This window comes from Faecalicatena contorta, assembly GCF_021531995.1.
Taxonomy (GTDB): Bacteria; Bacillota; Clostridia; order Lachnospirales; family Lachnospiraceae; genus Dorea_A; species Dorea_A contorta_A.
Window position 1 is genome coordinate 1 of the sequence record NZ_JAFBIZ010000063.1, and the last position, 17358, is coordinate 17358.

The following is a 17358-nucleotide window of genomic DNA, read 5'->3' on the forward strand; positions in this document are numbered from 1 at the left end:
TAAGAGTTAATAAATGGACTGATCTGCGATCGGCATGTGCCGAAACGCGGATTGTATCAAATGGGCTGATGCGCGGTCTGACTGCGCTAAACTGCGGCATGGGTGGGCCGGAGACCCGGAATAATCACTTTTCGGAAAAGTGTGCCACTTTTTGACACACCTTTTGAAAAATGGCTCCACTTTTTGACACACCTTTCAGATAGAAGATTCTACTCCTTGATATCAGAATAATTGAATTTTATAATCGATTCATATTCTTTCATTTCTGTACGGGGTGGTTCAATATTTTGTAATTCGACATATTGGTACTCCCCTTCGTTGTTCCAAACCACAAAACTTCTATCTATATCATGTATAATATCACTTCCAAAAGCTTCATATGCTTTATGAGATGGCGAACGATATACCCTAAACAACCAAAACATTTTATATTGATTTCTGTCAAAAGCTGTCTTTAAAATTGTCCTATCCATCAACAAACACTTCTGTTGATTCTTCCAATTTTCACCTACTCTTATATACTTACCAATCGTTCTTCCATCTCTATTCAAATATTGATACCCATCACCATACGTGATTCCAGTCAACTCCCTTACCATTTTACTAGGCAAATCGAATGTACTCTCCGTATCTTCCGCATGCGCCGTTGTACATTCTGTCACTAATTTATTTATCTTCACAGTAATATCATCACTTTCAACAAAAATAGCGTTTTCTACTTCCTTATGACTTTGAACGGTACAAGCTTCTTGCGGAGTACAATAACATTGACAATCTTGCCATGCATGAAAATCTGCAACATTTAATAAATCGCATCTCGATTCCCAATAAACATTTAGTTGTTTGACAAAATTATCGAATTCTTCAGATTTGACTGCACCACACGATATCCAAATTGTCTCTTCAATACCTGCCGCTTCATTAGTTATGCTCGTATAAGCATAAAGTATTTCATCTCCTTGATTATCCTTAAGCCATGCGGAAAAATCTGGTACTTTTCCATCTGTCAACCATGCCTCAATACTTTTTATTGAATATTCTTCAACCTGAGAGCAGACCATTTGATCTGTATGAAGCCATAGATCTTTGTTACTCTTATTCTTTGAATTTATATAATCTTGATATGTATTTATAAAATTCTCTAAATCCGAATAATCATTAACAAATTTCTCATCTCTACCATAATCACTACACTTTACTCGATTGGCTAGCATAGCTTCTATACGGTGTTTAACACACCATACATATTTTTCAGCAATACTCATTACTCTTGATTGTGTACCATGCGTAGCAGGATAAAATGTTCTTCTAATAGAAATATCTACGCCAATATTATTCTTATCTTCATACTCCCAAAATGTTTTCTTATTCCAACCCTGATCTAATAAGTATCGATATGCAATTGATATAATCAGACCATCCATTTCTAACGATTCTATGTTATATTCTCGTCTATATTCGGCAAACAACTTCTCTGTTTCATCGAAATATCTGTTAGTTGTATAATCCGTTCTGAAGAAGCAATCAAAATGATCACATAAAACATACCTTGCCAGATCATAATCAATAGGACCATAACCCGACATCCTTTTTGCACTAAAAGCATCTTCATAAGCAAGCATAATATTTGCTTGATAAACATATGGTGGTATAAGTTTATCTTCCACCTCCCTATTGTATACTTCTTTAAAAATTGCTATTTTAACAATGCCTGTGCAATAGTACCTAATTACAACATTTTCATACTTGATTAGCCCTTCAGCTGAAAATACATTTTCCATAATCCAGTTTGAAAGATTAACCAGATCTTCATCTCGTGCATCTTTTCCTAACGCAATTCCGTAGGCAATAGAAAATATATCTTCTACAATTTGCTCGTCATTAATATCAACACAATAACTAAAGAGATTCAAAAACTGTTCTGGGTTATTTATCCCCCATTCTGTAAGTTTCAATCTACATTCATGCCTCACATCATTATCTACAGATGAAAGACGCCATACTAATATCAGCGGTAAGCCCATGTAATTTTCTTCACTTGATAAGCTTATACTGGTGGTATCTATCTCCGTATAACATCTCCATTCTGCATTGAAATTATCTCTTAAGTATGTCGGTATAGACCACCAAATATCTCTTTGTGCCGGTTCTTCAAAATCCCTCAAAAATTCATCAAGCAAAACACTTCCTAGTGGATGATTGGGCACACTACTTACCGGTAAAATAATTCTTTCAAAAATCTCTCGAAATTCACCTGCTGAATAATTCATCAATCTCTTAATATACTCACCATATTGTGATGCAATCTCAACAGATGTATTTGCCAAAGCATAACAGACCAAATCAAACTTCGAATCATCGCTAAGTTCAATGCTTGAATATTCAAATAGAAGCTTCCTATCTTCTTCTATTGCGATAAGTGAAAGCAATTGGTAAACACCTTGGGAATATTCTGCTTCAATAGTTTTATTCCCTTTAACTGCTTCATATACTTTTCTTGCTATAAGGTAATCGAATGCCGGTTGCATACCCAACGAATAATACGTTTCAGGAATACTAAAAGCATCCTTCTGAATTAATCTTGAACAAATAAAACCCTCTTCCTCGATGAATTTTAAAACATCTTCCAAATGACTCTTTAAAGGTTCTTTACATACACTATAGATTTCGTCATATGATAGGTCGCTTTTATCAACAAGCATAGTTGCCACTATTACAAGAGCTTCCATAACCATACTTTGATTCTCAGTCTCTTTTCCTGCCTTTCTGTATACATTCTCTACAGACTTGATTTTTTCTTGAAATAGTTTTGTTATAATCACTGAATTTCTAGGTAAACTACCTACCTTTGAATTTTTATATATGTCACAAAATAGTTTAAGTGCCATAGGGGTTCTTATCATTCCCTTAATCCAATTGTTTCCACCTAAATCTATATTGTAATGTGCAATATAATTATCGAAAATTTCTGCAACAGATACATCCCCTTGACTTGGCATACGACAAAAACAATAACTAAAATCCAATTTATAATATTCATTAAAAACATATGGACGCGACAAAAAAACGAATTTTATTCCGGCAAAATCTTTTTCATACACTTTTGCTTCCTCAATCCGCGCCTCCCAAAATGACCAAGATGAAGATTCTTCTATTCCATCAATGCAAATCAGACATTTTGGCTGTATATTGACCTTTTCACTAGCTTTATGAAACTTATTTCTTAACAACGCTGCATTTTCTAAAGCTTTGAGCAGTTCTCTATCGCTCCATGTATTTGGTAATGCTAATGCCTTTGTCAGGATAGATAACCAATTATCACCCGTTGAAAACTCTTTAGCACGAACCAATATCGGCAAATGACTCTTCTCCTGCAATAAGGCGTTAGTTTCCGCTACAATCCCCGCAGTTTTTCCAGTGCCTTGATTTCCTAGGAAAATGATGCGATTATCAAAATCACTATTCAGCAATTGACAACATTCATACACCTCCTCCACAATATTTTCAAGAATTTCTATAACCGGTGTAAAATGCGAATAATGATGAAAATACAAGGACGAGTCTTTCAATTCAGCTGATATACAATTCAGTCCAATTCTCTCATCAAGAAAAGCTTCTTTAACTTCCGCACCCTCAATTACAAGCTTTTCTACTCTTTTAAAACGGGATATCCATTCATTTATGGTATCAATATCCAGTTTTATATTTTCAACAATAGACCTCTCTTTCTCTGGAAACTTTAACTTAAGTATGTCTCCATACTCCTTCTTAAGCCTTTCTAAAACAGACAATATCCTCTGTACTCCATCGTATCGTTTTTCTACAATACTATAATTTCCAGTAAAAACTTCTAGCTTGTCATGAATGTAACCTGTTGAATACAAGTCCGGGATATACTTAGTCTTTGCCCAGCTATGTATGGCTTTTTCAAATGCTTTTACAATCTCTGTATCAAAAACTTCTGTATTATCAAACCAATACTTATAACACCCCATTGCTTCTGGTGTCATCAACTTTGTTTGAATCGTTGTCTCATCCCATAACTCCACTGATACAGATGGATTTGTTTTCTTAAGTTTTTCAACTAGCTTTGTCCAACTATTCTCTTCTGTATTTTTTGCAATTTTACCATTCTTAACCACTTTCTTAGAGGTAAAATCTCTTGGAATACATACAATATACCGTATCATTTCAGGTCTTACTTTTACTGCTGTATTAAAAGATTTCTCTATTTGATTAAATTGAGAAGTGTTCATTTTTTCCGGAAACCACTTTGTTTGAACTCCAATAACTTCTCCAGAATCTAATGTTGCATAAGCTTCTACACCACCATCTCCACCGCTTCCATTTACAAATGAGAAGTATTTCATATGATCGTTATACTCGCTCTTACACCAACTCTCAAAAAGAATATTGCACATAACTTCAAATGCATGATTAGAAGATTCTCCATGAGTATTAAATTTTGTCCATTCCATATTGATTCCTCCAATCATTGCATTTGTTTTACAAAAATCGTATCAACTGATGTGTTCCTTAATTTCCACCAACTAGCCCTTTAGCATAAGCATTTAATACTTTTAAATGTTCTTCCGTTTTTTGCAACATTTCCAAATCCGCACTAAATTCACTTCCTCTTACGTCCCTGTTAAAGAAATGGAAACCCCAAATATGATACTTATTATCATCAACAAATGTTTTAACCGGAATTGCATTTTCCTTCAATTGCAACAAGAAATCTTCCTTCCATTTATCGGATTCCACGAGATGCGTACCTTTAGGCTCTATGAACACTTGCATTTGTTCAAAACCGTCTTCATTATCTTTCTGTAAAAACAACACATAATCCGGTTCGAATCTTTCACCACCATCAAACGAATAGATATGCATTTGGCGTTCATTACGCATTAGATAAATCTTGCTATAAATTGTTTTCAATTTATCCACATAATCACGGAAATATGATACAAACGCTTTTTCTTCTGAAGTTCCATAATTATCTGTGAATGTAAACCAATCTTCTCCTTTTAGGTCTATACGCATTTCAGCCGGCACGGTAATATCATTTTGAGACACTCCAATTCCACCATCTACAATATTAGTATAATTTACAGCTTTATCACGGAAAATATCATGTATATTGACTGCACGGAAATCCTTGGTTCCCTCGTATTCTTCTTCAATTGCAGAAATAGATGCCGCTATCTTTGTAAGTACACTTGCAACGGCCGTTGATAAAATAGACACCGATGGCTCATCATATTTGCTTCGAATCTCTATTTTTATGTCTCCAAGATAATTAGTGCTTGTTATAAATTCTCTTGTTGATTTCAAATTAGGAAATCTACTTTTTAATGTATTAAATTTATACACCGGAACTTTTGCAAGAGCCTTATTTACAATAGCATAATTTATATTTGCAATTTCTCCTATCGTAGTTGTATATAACTTCGTTTTTGATTTATGATCAACCGAAGATTCTTGTCCATCATCAAGAATAGCATCCTCACCAGATTGCCCTGTTGCCAACGTCACTTGATACACTTTGTTTCTTACTGATGGAAGTAATTCATTAACCTCGGCACGACTTTTGACTACTCTATCGTTTATAAAAATTAAACCCTTCTTATAAAGATCATCCTGCTTAAATTCGTCCTTCAAAATATAATGCTTTGTAACAGTTTTATCCGGATCAATGCCTATTTCACGCAATGCGTTATGAAGCTCACCTATATACCTACTGTCATTTTGGCAATGATAGTATAATTCCTCGCAAATACGAAGTCCATTTTCTACGTCATTATCGTATTTGCGTTGATATTTTGGTTGCTCATCATTAATCTTAAACGGACAATATCTTGCACCACGCCCAATAAGTTGTGCTTCCGAAACGGTTGCCGGAGATATTGACTTACCACCAGACTGTCTCGTTTCGTACAGACGCACTATGTCAAATAGATTCAACACATCCCAACCTTCATCGAGTTTTTTTACTTCAAAAATTGCTCTATACGGATTTGATGCATCTTCTAGAGAATTGAGCAAAATCTGCTTTTTATCCGCTTCTTTATCATCATTAACTGATACACAATGTTCTTCAGAAAAATCTTCTCTAAGTTCCTGTGCAAGCATATCAAAGGTTATTCCTGCAGATAAAAAGTAATCATACGCTTGATGCATCGTAGGATTATCAATCAATGTATAAATTCTCTCAATTGCAGAACCATCCAGTTTTTTTATAACCTCTATAAAAGTTGCCATAAATGCTTTGCTATCTGCAATTTTAGCAGACTTAAATAATACAACCGGTTTAATAGATAAATGATTGTCTTGAAAAACCTTTAATCTATACTGACTCAACACCAAAGCTTGAATGGCACGGTCCATAATATCCATATCTGAGCGAAGTGTTTTTATCTCTTTCGAATAAAGGTCCGCACGGAATTTATGTAAAGGGTAATCAAATATAATCTTGTTCTCATATTCAGCACGAATCTGAGGATTTGCAAGATCACAAGTAGCCGTAAATTCTAGCAATATATTTTCACTATTTCTGTCAAAAATACTCTTTACTGTTTGCTCCCAAGAGTGATAATTATCCTTTTCTTCTTGACTAAATTTCTTTGTACTAACATTCAAATGATGTGCTTCATCAGATATTAATACAGTCTTTACATCATCAAAGTCATCAAAAGATATCCCATTCTCTTTTGTAACCCAAATATCTGTGTGCAATCCTTGTGTTGTTGAAAAACAGATATTTATTGCATCTGGATCTGCTGATTGAAAATTACTGACCTTCTTTATAGCTATACGTTCTCCGTCCAGCACAATCTCCTCAGCGAATAAATACTTACTAGATGCAGCATTTAGGAAGTTATCTTCTGTTTTCTTTACTATGGTAGACAAATTTACAAAGAACAGAAAATTTCTATATCCTTTTCTATACAGATAAAGCATAAGACCTGCCATAATAAGCGTCTTTCCACTTCCTGTAGCCATATGAAACAATACCTGCGTAGGATGCGGACATTTTGGGCTTTCAAAATGTGTTATAAAATTCTCAAATGCAGTAATTTGATATGGACGCAATTCAAATGCAGGATTTATATTATCCGAAATATAAGTAGGCATATCAGATATATATCCATTCTCACGGAGAACATCTATCTTTTCATGTAGAAATGCCATAGATTACACCTCCCCGTAGAAACTTCTTGTGAATGCCTTATCTTCATCACTGATGCCATACTCTTCATCATCAATATCACAATAATTTACAAACAATAAGTTTTTATCGAGCAGTTCCATAAGAAAACGCCTCTGGTCATCAAGAGACAACGCATAAAAATCTTCTGCATTTGCATCAATATCTTTTGGATTAACTCTGCTACTAATAAATCCGGTTTGTATGATGCGTGTATAAATATCTTTGATTTCTTCAAGAGTAGTAGCAATCTGAATTTCATCAACAAAATTCTGGTTTGCTTTTGCAAGTTCGCAATATATAAATGATCCGCCACCTTGCCAACCAATATCGAAAGATATTCCTCCTTCATCACCATCAATAACTTTCTTCAATCGTTCAACAGCTAACTGTTCGATATAATCCATTTGATCAATACCTATATAATTGCGGTTCATCTTATGAGCAACAGCACAGGTAGTACCAGAACCCAAAAAGAAATCTAACACTAAATCACCTTCATCTGTAGCAATCTCCAAAATGCTCTTGATAAGATTTTCTGGCTTAGCATAATCAAATTCATCTCGTCCAAACATCTCATCTATTTGGGAATTTCCATCCATATTTTTACAATCAAATAAAAGTGCTTTAATAAATTCCTGCATTGCAAAATCAGAAATTACAGAACTTAACTTTCCGTTATTATCATCATCAGATTTAAATTTTCTTGCATATGGTTTAGATATGTTAAGAAATTCATAATCATCAGGAAATACAATTGCTCCAGTATTATAGTAGTATTCAAAAGTGTCTTTTGTTACAGCCCAAGTTCTTTTTTCACTTGCTGGGTATTCTTTTCCTGTTTTAGGATCAACCATCGTAAAATACGAATTAGGACGCTTACTCGCAGGTTGTTGCGAAGTTAAATCTGCAAGTCTCCATGGCTCACCGGGATAATCTGACGTTTCATAATACTTTCTTTCTACTTTTCTTCCAACAACCTTTTCGTCATCTGCAACATTGGTGTATGCTAAAATCCAATCAAAATCTTGAGAAAAATTAAAGGGAACATCTGATTTTCCACTGCGAGTACGTCGAGGTATAGTTCCAACAAAATGTTCTGCACCAAAAATATCATCTGCAAGCACTTTAAGATAATGCATTCCGTCTTCACCAATACTGATCCATATGGTTCCACCCTTCTTCAATAATCTCTTTGCTATAAGAAGTCGTTCCTTCATAAATACTAGCCAACTTGACAAATGAAAATTAGAGTTATATTTAAATGTATCCGTAGCCTTTGTTTCTCGAAAATAGTAAGGTGGATCAATGTATATGCATTTAATTTGTCCTTCATAACGTTTTAACAAACTTGATATTGCCAACAAATTATTCCCTTTAATTATAAGATTTTCGCCATTATATACTGTTTGCTCTTCATATACTCCTTGAGCATATTTTTTTGCTTTAGTAAAAACTTTAGGATATAACAACCTATCTATTTCATCCGGTGCCAATGTTTCATTATAAAAAATCTCTTTTCTTTTTTGATCTTCCTTTGTTTGTCCACCTTCTAATACACAATCCTTATAAGGAAAAACCAACTCAACATTACCCTTTGAAGAAATAAGATCTCCATCAGCATCAGCAAGACCAATTTTGTTCTTAAAGCGAGTATAACTATCCGGTAAAAACTCTCTATTATTAACCACCCAGCCAAATCCTACTTTATCAAAAACGGTAATTCCATCAACCTCTTTAAAGAAGTGCTCTTTCGTAATATCATTAGCAAGTAACAAATGAATAAGATTAGTATCCATCTGCATTGCAGCCTCATAAACGGCGTTTCTCAACAAAACTCCATCCTCTGAAAAAAATCTATTATCTTGTTTAAGTACATTCAATACTGTTTCATAAAACTTTGTCATAGTACATCTCCTTTTATATTTCCTTTCGACCTTCTATGTCCCACAACCATGTACCTTTGTATTTAAAATATCTTGGCCCTGCTATTCCTGATGTCTTACCCGTGATTATCTTCGCAACACCTGTAAGACTCATAATTTCACCATTATATTCAACCTTTCTATCATCGACTACCGTACAAGTAATTGTGCCGTCTGTATAATATTCCAACACTGCACCCACCGGTATTTCCCACTCTGAGAAAGTAAAGTTAGCTGACCTTGTTCGACTTTCCTTTTTCACTTCTTCTGCAGTTTCCTCTGCTTTTATCTCTGCTTCATTTGGATTAACCAACATTAATTTATCAGTACACCCATGAATTTCTGCAATAGCTTCTAAAATCGAATATGCATCTTCTGCGGTCATAGCATAAAACTCTCTGACTCTTTTCTGACCATTGAAATTATCTATAGAACGCAAATTAGGATTCAGTTTATCAATAATAGTATGTATCTTCAAATCAGATAATCTGGAATTTACCTCATAGGTTGCATATACCCTAAATGCAAAAGGAATACACTCGCTTCGATTCAGCTGATTTAATCTTCGTTCTATGTCATCTGCATAACCAATTTTTACATAATCCGGAAATGACGGATTTGTTAATATGTAAATAACTCCTTTTTTCTCTTCCATAATGCTTTCCTCCTGCACACTTTATTCCTTATCCGGAACAATATCCAAAATATCATCCAGCTTACAATTCAACGCCAAACAAATCTTCTCTAATACCCCTACGCGAACATCTTCATTTCTACCAAGCTTCGCCATTGCATTTGTACTGATTTTAGCTTCTTTTATAAGCTCTGTTTTCATCATTCCACGCTCATTTAAGATACCCCATAATTTATCATAGTTAACCGCCATTTTAATCCTCCAATTCCGATGAACAATCTGACATTTATACTGCATAATATTATAGCACTTTTTGTGTTGTTTCTCAATTAGAAATTGAAGTTTGCAAATTTCAATTTTATATTTCTAATGTAACAAACAAAGTATTTTGATAATAATTCAATAACTCCTCTATTTTCTTATGTTCTTTTGGAAAATCTATTTCTAAATTCCCAAAAACCATATTAGTAATATTATAAAAGACATTGTTGCTAATATCAAAGGCAAAGAAAAACTCGAATCCGTAGTACCTGTATATATTTTTTCTCCATTTGGATTAAACCGCCCTAAAAGTGCATAGTCGCCCATCGTACCAGCATGTGTAGATATACATGCCCTACTATACAATATTCTTCCATATGGATCACAATATCTTTTTTGCAATTTATTAAATGTATCGCACTTTTCATCATCGAGCCACCAATAGTCTCGTACATAATTCTTTTGCTTAAAAAACTTCGCATACTTATCTTTTAGTTTATCGAATTCCTTTTTTGCTTTCTGTTTTTCTTCTTTGTTTTCAAAAAAATCATATAGTGCTATCTGATTAGAATATGCAGCTATATTTTGCGAATCACAATATCTTTCAACCAACTCATCAAAATCTAAATCTTTTTTTCTGCTTTCAAAATAATCTATCAGAACTATTTGTTCATATAATCTTCGCGCCCTAGCAAGTGCACCATCAGGAAAACCATTCGATAGTAGGCATACAATTTCTTTCATAACTATTATTGCATATGCATACGCACGAATCAGAATATCATTGTAAGTTAACCCTGACTTATATTTTTCAATTGTATCGCCAAACGCATCCTCAAGCACTTCAACAACTTCACTTAGTTCTTCAATCTTCCAAAATTTTAAACTTTCTTCTCTCATAATCAAAGCACCTCCTTAAAGTACAACTCATTATATCACATTATACAGTCCAATAATCTTCCCACAAAAAATGTCGGTCAGATTGCTCCAACCGACACTTCATGTTCACTATTTTTAATTCAACTCATTCCACACATCCACATAATCCTGCAGTCCGCCCAGACGCATTGCAATACTTACATAACTTGCAGGCTCCTTCCTTGCGAGTCTGGCAAGGATTCCTACATCCTCCGGCTCATCAAATGCGACCTGTGCTTCTGCCTTATCACAGTCAATTACAAGCTCCTTGCCATCCATATCCGTCATAACAACCGCATTCCTGCTGCCGTCATATTGATATACCGTATAGTTTAATGCCATGTGCTCACCTCTCTAAATCATCCAAAAATGCTCCAACGCATCTTTTATCGCCTTTTCCTTCTCTTCCGGGCACTGTGGCTGTCTGCTATCTTCCGATTTCGGCAAGTTATAATTCTCCCCAACCTCTATTCCACACTTTCTTTTTACTTGCGAAATATACAGGTTAGATACCTTCAATCCATGTTCTTTCAGCACATAATCCTTAATCTCCGTATAAGTCGCCTTACTCTCAGCCGAAGTCACATCAAACTCATCCAGTTCCAATTCAACCTCAACATAATCATCCGCTTTCCGTTGGGACAAGAGAACTACCGTCTCCACATGTGTTGACACTAACATCGGAACACACACCCTTTACCTCGTCACTTATATCGGAACACATTTTTTTCACTTTATCTCCGATACTCGTAGACTTCCCGAAACGCTCTTTTGCATTCCCAATTTCATTTTTAAATCCTGTTTTATATATGAAAGTAATTTTATAGGGATCTTTGTTTCCATCTTCATCTAGTCCGCCGACTATTACTTTCTCAATTATACTCTCGAATATTCCTCTGTCAAATTCTTCAAGCACTTCATTGTGAGATAGTGCCTTTTTGAAATCTGAAAGCCTCCTTTGCAATGAACTCTTTTCATCTGACTGTTGACGCAAGTATTCTAACTTTGCTTTTGCATTAGTCAGTTCAGTTTTCAGTTCCACATCTGTTTCTTCATAAATATCCTGTTCAATAACGCCCTTCAAGTAATTATCAAGCAGCTTTTTCCTCTTTGAAGAAACTTTTTCAATGCTTTTCTCCAGCTTATGTAACTGATCTTCAACCGAGTTTTCTCCAAGTGCCTTCTCGGTTCGTTTTAAAAATTCTTCCAGAACATCTTTATTATCATTACAAAGCATCCTATAAGACTCAATAAATGCTTCTTCTATTACCTGTTCCGGAATCCCCTTACTATCAGGGCAAAACCGCTTTCCTTCTTTTGTTGACTTGACACACTGCCATATCGTCTTTTTATATTTTGAGCTGCTGTGCCATCGTCTGCGTGAAAGATTAGAACCACAGAACCCACATTCTACCATGCAGCTAAACGCAAACTGCCGGCTAAATTTTTCACGCTTTCCCGGAGTAACATTATGTTTCCGGTTTCCATTTCTACGGTTTCTCATTTCCTGCGCCCGCTCAAATTGTTCTTCTGTAATGATCGGCTCGTGATGGTTATGTATATAATACCGATCTTCCTCCCCAAGATTATCTAAGCGTCTTTTAGAAATCGGATCAACCGTAAAAGTCTTTCCTAATAAAATATCCCCCTTATATTTTTCATTATTGATGATTCCCATGACACTGGATGAAGTCCAGGGATTTCCCCTAATTGTCAAATTCCCCTGTTCATTCAGTTCTCTGGCAATCATAGTGCTGCCTGCTCCTGCCACATATCTGTCAAAAATATACCGGACAACCTCAGCACCTTCCTCATTGATTGAGATAGATTTTGTTTTCACATCATAATCATATCCCAAGCATCCCTGAAATCCTACCAGCTCTCCCCGCTTCATTTTCATCTTCAAGCCCTTTTTCACATAAGCAGAAGTATTTTCAACTTCCTGCTGTGCGACGGAGCTTAAAATAGTCATTAAAAATTCACCATCTTTTAATGTGTTGATTTTCTCGACTTCAAAATAAACAGCGATATTTCTCTCTTTTAACATGCGGACATATTTCAGTGTATCCAATGTGTTTCTGGCAAATCGTGGAAGGCTTTTTGCAATAATCATATCAATCTTGCCATCCATACAGTCCTGAATCAGCCTTTGAAACTCATCCCGCTTATCTACCTTTGTGCCAGTAATTGCTTTATCAGCATATATCCCCGAAAAAATCCAGTCTTTATTATTCTGAATTAATTCTGTATAATGCGTAACCATTGAATTATAACTTTTTATCTGATCTTCATCATCCGTACTTACCCGGCAGTAGGCCGCAACTCTCAACCGCTCAATCTTTCGTCTGGCAGAACCGTCAAATGGATCATTTGCTTTAATCAGTTCAACTTCCATTTTGTCCTCCTTTTATGTTCCTACCGTAGTGTTGATTATATTATAATACAACACAGATATATCGTCAAGCAGTTAAGTTGGACACAATGCCATAATCTTTCATCAATCTCTTTTGTATTACCTGATACTCGGTTTCATTAATCAATTTCTTAGAAAGCAACTGCTTTAACATAGATAACTGCATACTATAACGCAGTAATTTCTTTCCATCCATCTAGGTTCCCCTTTCATATTTTTTCAAAGAAATCCTGCAAGCGTCTATTAGGTATAGCCCCATTGGAATTGCACCATCTTCATCAGACCGGACTTTTGCCGGAAGTATCATTATCAAAAGCAGCATCTTCGCCACAAAGTTCCTCCCCTCTGCCTGTAATAAAATATTTGTCGCTCGTACCTTTACTTCAATGCCCGAATCAGCACTCCCTCGTTTTCAATTCTCACTTCCCGACAAATTGTCGGGAAGCAGAGAACAGGTAGTCATGGCGTATTCATCACATGGCTCAACTGCTCCATACGTCCTTGCAGGATCAACCATATTCAATTTTCAAGGTACGCTGCATCCGGCTGTCAGGCTCCTGAAAGGGAAAAGAGCTGTAAAACCGTATGCCAATGAGACGCAAAACGAACTACTATTCCGTCCTGCTACTTGCCCATATTTCTACCCGTTCCATATGGTACAGGCTCAAAATCCAATATTTTTGTAATCAGCTTTGTTTCCAAGCGCCGACGTAAAGTCTCATCCACGCAGTAATGTACCTGTCCAAATTCATCAAATAACATTCTGGTAGACAAACTTGCTATGTACCCTTCGTAATGCTTCAGCACCGCATTGATCGCTTCTACATCGCCCTCGGACGCCGCCTTAATAATATGGAAAGGCAGCAACTCTGATTCTGTTCTCTGATTATCATTCTTTCTCATTTGTACTTCCCTCCATAATATTTTTCAGTAATTCAAGTGAGCGTTTGCGATGCTCGTGTACGGTACTGCGGACAAGGTGCATTTCCCTTGCGATTTCCGCATCGCTCATATCCAGAAAATAAGACAGTAAAATCACATTCCGCTTCTTTTCTGTCAGCGATTGTAATGCTTCCGCAATCAGGGTATCTTTCACTTCAATGTCATAGCCAAGAACCTGAAACCGATATGAGTCAAATTCGTATTCGTCCATCGTAAAAAGTTTGCTCCACTCCTTCATTGGCAGTTCAGACAGCATCATTTCATGCTTCTGCCGATAAGCCATGTGTCTTTGATAATCAATGACTTCGCCCTTTAATGCCAATTTGCATAACCGATCAAACTGATGTCTGACCGTCCATTCCTCCCAGGAAGAAGATTGCTCCATAGAGTTCACCTCCTTCCCGACCAACTGGTTATGAGCGAATATCTTGTTTCCCTTTCGCCCATATCCCGAATGGGTATTTTCCTTTGTAGGGGTGTTGCCAGTAATTTTTTTAAAATTTTCCGGCATATATAAAGAGCGCCCAGATGGGCGGTTGCCCACTGGACGCTCTTTATATCAACAATTCTATTTTCCCCGCATAATGCAGAGGCGTATAATTCACTTTTTGCGGTAACAAAATCTGTATTTGTTATAATTCCGCTTATTGGCCCCTCCTTGTTGCCGATAAGGTAATGTCAATATTGCTTAAATAAAAAAATCCCTTGATTTGTCTGGATTTCATAAACCTCCTGAACACATCAAAGGATAAAAAAGTATGCCAAAAACCTCTGAATAGTGTGTTTTTTTATATGCACTATTCAAAGTGACTATTTTCAAATATTAGGGAACTATATCCCTCTATTTTAGTGAAGTATATATTCATTTTCTTTATTGATTGTGAACTATACACTGTAAATGGAGGTGCATACTATGGCAAAAAAGAAACAAATCAATAAAGAAATGGGATTGTTTTTTAAGAAGGCTCGAACTGAGCAGAAATTAACTTACGAGGAGCTTGCAGAGATGGCCGGTATATCCAGCCGATACTTAAAAGAAATTGAAAACCGGGGGAATGTGCCAAGTTTTGAAAAAATCAAACAGCTCGTCTGTGCATTGAATGTCTCCCCTGCACCACTCTTTTACAAAGATAACCACACAGATAATCTGGATTACAAACGTCTGCAGGTATACTTGTCAAAATGTTCTGATGACCAGATCACTACTATCCTGGCCATTGTCGAAGCCTATCTTCGTACATATAAAAATCCCACATAAAAAGATAACCATAACACCTGTGTTTTATCTGCATCCTGTCTGTATTTTTCTGAATGAGGTGGTATGAATGCCAAACATACCACCCTGTCTGCTAACGCTTATACTTTTCAATCAGTTTTTTTGCGTTACCGCTATTTTTTATAAGCCCAAGACCTCCCAACATCTGAATTCCGTCCATAATCCCCTGATAATAGGATCTCTGTTCTTCTTTGAAATGTGCATGTTCCAATACCTCAAAGTATTCTTCCCAAAACGCTTTGTCAGAATCAGATAATTTTTCAAAATAACGCTCCTGTTTCTTCCTCATTCGTTTCAGCTCTGTCTCTGCCTTTTTTAAATCCTCTGGAGCAATCACATTATCCCTCTCCATCGTATCACACCGTAATTCTTCCAACAGATTTGCCACTGCTTCATAAAATTCATTCATTTTTTGTTTCCACCTTTCTACTACTAAATAAGTATTTCACGTTACAGAAAGTATTATCAATCCATCCCATCACCGGAACAATATTTTTCAAAACTTCATCTTTAGAAGTATATTAACAATATTTCTACTTAAAATCAATATAGGGCTACTTCATCTTTAGAAAGTTTGAGTAATAGTATGATAATATATTGGGATAAAGAGACAAATACCAAAAATCGCATAGGGAAACGTGTCAAAGAGCTGCGAACAGAAAGACAACTTTCTCAAAAAGCTCTGGCAGAGCAGCTCCAGCTTGCCGGATATGAATTTAACGATCTAACCGTATTGAGAATTGAACAGGGTACACGATTTGTACCTGATTATGAGGTTGTGGCGCTGGCAGCGTATTTCCGGGTGTCCTGCGAATATCTTCTAGGTTTGACAGATGAAAAATAGGCAGTGTTCTGTAAGATTTTCACAGACCAGTGCCTTTTTTATACCCTTTCGCCTTTCAGTAGCACAAAATAATTTTGTTGTAGCAATCTCAATTCTATGGTACACTATGACTAAGAACTTTTAAACTGCATAGACTATTATAGATAGTACGAATGGAGTGATTATATGGAAGTAACAAAGAGCAGACAGATAGATACCCTGAACGAAAACGAACATTTCCTGCGCATGTTAGATAGAGGAATTGATGATATGGAAGCCGGCAGAGAATTACCCCTTGATGAAGCTTTCAAAAAAATTACAGAATTGAGAGATGCCAGAAGAAATGCACGAATATAAAGTTATTTTGACCTGGGAAGCAATTTATGATGTGACCGATATTACAGACTACATTGAGGCCGAGTTTGGACAAGCCCGGGCCGACCGTTTTCAAGATGATATAAAAAGAGAAATGGAAAAATTAGGATACATGGGTGGTGTATTTCCTAAAACCCAAATCCTATACAGGAATTATTACATTCATAAAAAACCAATTCCACCGTCTATTATTTTTTATATTCTCATGGAACAAAAGAGAGAAATTCATGTTCTCAGGGTATTGCGAGAGGAACGTGACTGGCAGCATATATTAAATAAAACAAAAGGCTATACATATCCAACATAACTCTTTAAATCAAAGCAGCGATCATTACTGACCGCTGCTTAACTAGCTCCAGATATTCTTTATCTCATAGTTTTCTATACCTTTTGCCATTTCAACACAATTTTTCAATTCACTTGTAACAACTCCATCAACCTCCGATATGCGAATATAGGTAAGCGCCTAATCTTCTATGCGCATTCCTAGCTTCGCATTTCTGTGCCATAATTATAAGCAAGCACTTTGCTCTAATCTTTGCTAAAGAGCAAGCGTTTTACTTTATTTATGGGAGGTATCTTAT

General features: G+C 35.9%; 17 protein-coding genes and 1 pseudogene. 4 read left to right on the top strand and 14 right to left on the bottom strand.

The annotated features are described in order from the left end of the window. Positions 1-209 precede the first annotated feature (209 nt). The 13 genes and pseudogenes from JQM82_RS09450 to JQM82_RS09505 form a co-directional block, all read right to left on the bottom strand. Positions 210-4478: a hypothetical protein gene (locus tag JQM82_RS09450; RefSeq protein WP_235249925.1), complete on the bottom strand. Its 4269-nt coding sequence runs from the start codon at positions 4476-4478 to the stop codon at positions 210-212. 58 nt (positions 4479-4536) lie between these two features. Beyond that, positions 4537-7191, bottom strand: coding sequence for a DEAD/DEAH box helicase family protein (locus JQM82_RS09455; protein ID WP_235249927.1), 2655 nt, complete (start codon positions 7189-7191; stop codon positions 4537-4539). Positions 7192-7194: 3 nt separating this feature from the next. Continuing rightward, positions 7195-9114, bottom strand: coding sequence for a DNA methyltransferase (locus tag JQM82_RS09460; RefSeq protein ID WP_235249929.1), 1920 nt, complete (start codon positions 9112-9114; stop codon positions 7195-7197). A gap of 13 nt (positions 9115-9127) precedes the next feature. Next, positions 9128-9787: a GIY-YIG nuclease family protein gene (locus JQM82_RS09465; protein WP_235249932.1), complete on the bottom strand. Its 660-nt coding sequence runs from the start codon at positions 9785-9787 to the stop codon at positions 9128-9130. Positions 9788-9808: 21 nt separating this feature from the next. Then, positions 9809-10018 (bottom strand): helix-turn-helix domain-containing protein, encoded by a 210-nt coding sequence (locus tag JQM82_RS09470; protein ID WP_235249933.1) that lies wholly within the window; start codon positions 10016-10018, stop codon positions 9809-9811. 192 nt (positions 10019-10210) lie between these two features. Next, positions 10211-10927 carry a DUF5677 domain-containing protein gene (locus JQM82_RS09475; protein WP_235249935.1) on the bottom strand — a complete coding sequence of 239 codons (717 nt, stop codon included), beginning with the start codon at positions 10925-10927 and terminating at the stop codon, positions 10211-10213. A 114-nt stretch (positions 10928-11041) separates the two neighbouring features. Then, on the bottom strand, positions 11042-11287 hold the full coding sequence (locus JQM82_RS09480; protein WP_235249937.1) for a hypothetical protein: 246 nt from the start codon (positions 11285-11287) through the stop codon (positions 11042-11044). Positions 11288-11299: 12 nt separating this feature from the next. After that, a pseudogene (locus tag JQM82_RS09485) lies at positions 11300-11617 on the bottom strand (23S rRNA (uracil-5-)-methyltransferase RumA); the annotation flags it as partial. After that, positions 11568-13340 carry a recombinase family protein gene (locus JQM82_RS09490; RefSeq protein ID WP_235249938.1) on the bottom strand — a complete coding sequence of 591 codons (1773 nt, stop codon included), beginning with the start codon at positions 13338-13340 and terminating at the stop codon, positions 11568-11570. The pseudogene JQM82_RS09485 and the gene JQM82_RS09490, both read right to left, overlap by 50 nt. A 64-nt stretch (positions 13341-13404) precedes the next feature. Beyond that, a complete protein-coding gene (locus tag JQM82_RS09495) occupies positions 13405-13554 on the bottom strand; it encodes an SHOCT domain-containing protein (RefSeq protein ID WP_235249940.1) in 150 nt (49 codons plus the stop codon). Then, the gene (locus JQM82_RS16215) at positions 13555-13689 is read right to left on the bottom strand and encodes a hypothetical protein (protein WP_268827700.1); all 135 of its coding nucleotides are present in this window, start codon (positions 13687-13689) and stop codon (positions 13555-13557) included. A gap of 293 nt (positions 13690-13982) precedes the next feature. Further along, entirely contained in the window at positions 13983-14261 is a 279-nt protein-coding gene (locus tag JQM82_RS09500; RefSeq protein ID WP_235249941.1) for a helix-turn-helix domain-containing protein, read from the bottom strand. Continuing rightward, entirely contained in the window at positions 14248-14685 is a 438-nt protein-coding gene (locus JQM82_RS09505; RefSeq protein WP_235249943.1) for an RNA polymerase sigma factor, read from the bottom strand. Before JQM82_RS09505 ends, JQM82_RS09500 begins: the two co-directional genes overlap by 14 nt. 528 nt (positions 14686-15213) lie before the next feature. On the opposite strand from JQM82_RS09505, the gene JQM82_RS09510 reads away from it, so the two are divergent. Next, a complete protein-coding gene (locus JQM82_RS09510; RefSeq protein ID WP_235249945.1) occupies positions 15214-15558 on the top strand; it encodes a helix-turn-helix domain-containing protein in 345 nt (114 codons plus the stop codon). 91 nt (positions 15559-15649) lie between these two features. On the opposite strand, the gene JQM82_RS09515 is transcribed toward JQM82_RS09510, so the two are convergent. Continuing rightward, complete coding sequence (locus JQM82_RS09515) at positions 15650-15985, bottom strand: hypothetical protein (protein ID WP_235249948.1); 336 nt, start codon at positions 15983-15985, stop codon at positions 15650-15652. A 177-nt stretch (positions 15986-16162) separates the two neighbouring features. Here JQM82_RS09515 and JQM82_RS09520 point away from each other — a divergent pair, with 177 nt between their 5' ends. The 3 genes from JQM82_RS09520 to JQM82_RS09530 all read left to right on the top strand — a co-directional run bounded on the left by JQM82_RS09520 (position 16163) and on the right by JQM82_RS09530 (position 17081). Next, positions 16163-16420: a helix-turn-helix domain-containing protein gene (locus JQM82_RS09520; protein WP_235249949.1), complete on the top strand. Its 258-nt coding sequence runs from the start codon at positions 16163-16165 to the stop codon at positions 16418-16420. 165 nt (positions 16421-16585) lie between these two features. Next, entirely contained in the window at positions 16586-16756 is a 171-nt protein-coding gene (locus JQM82_RS09525) for a hypothetical protein (protein WP_235249951.1), read from the top strand. Then, positions 16731-17081, top strand: a complete 351-nt coding sequence (locus JQM82_RS09530; protein ID WP_235249953.1) for a type II toxin-antitoxin system RelE/ParE family toxin — start codon at positions 16731-16733, stop codon at positions 17079-17081. Before JQM82_RS09525 ends, JQM82_RS09530 begins: the two co-directional genes overlap by 26 nt. Positions 17082-17358 lie beyond the last annotated feature (277 nt).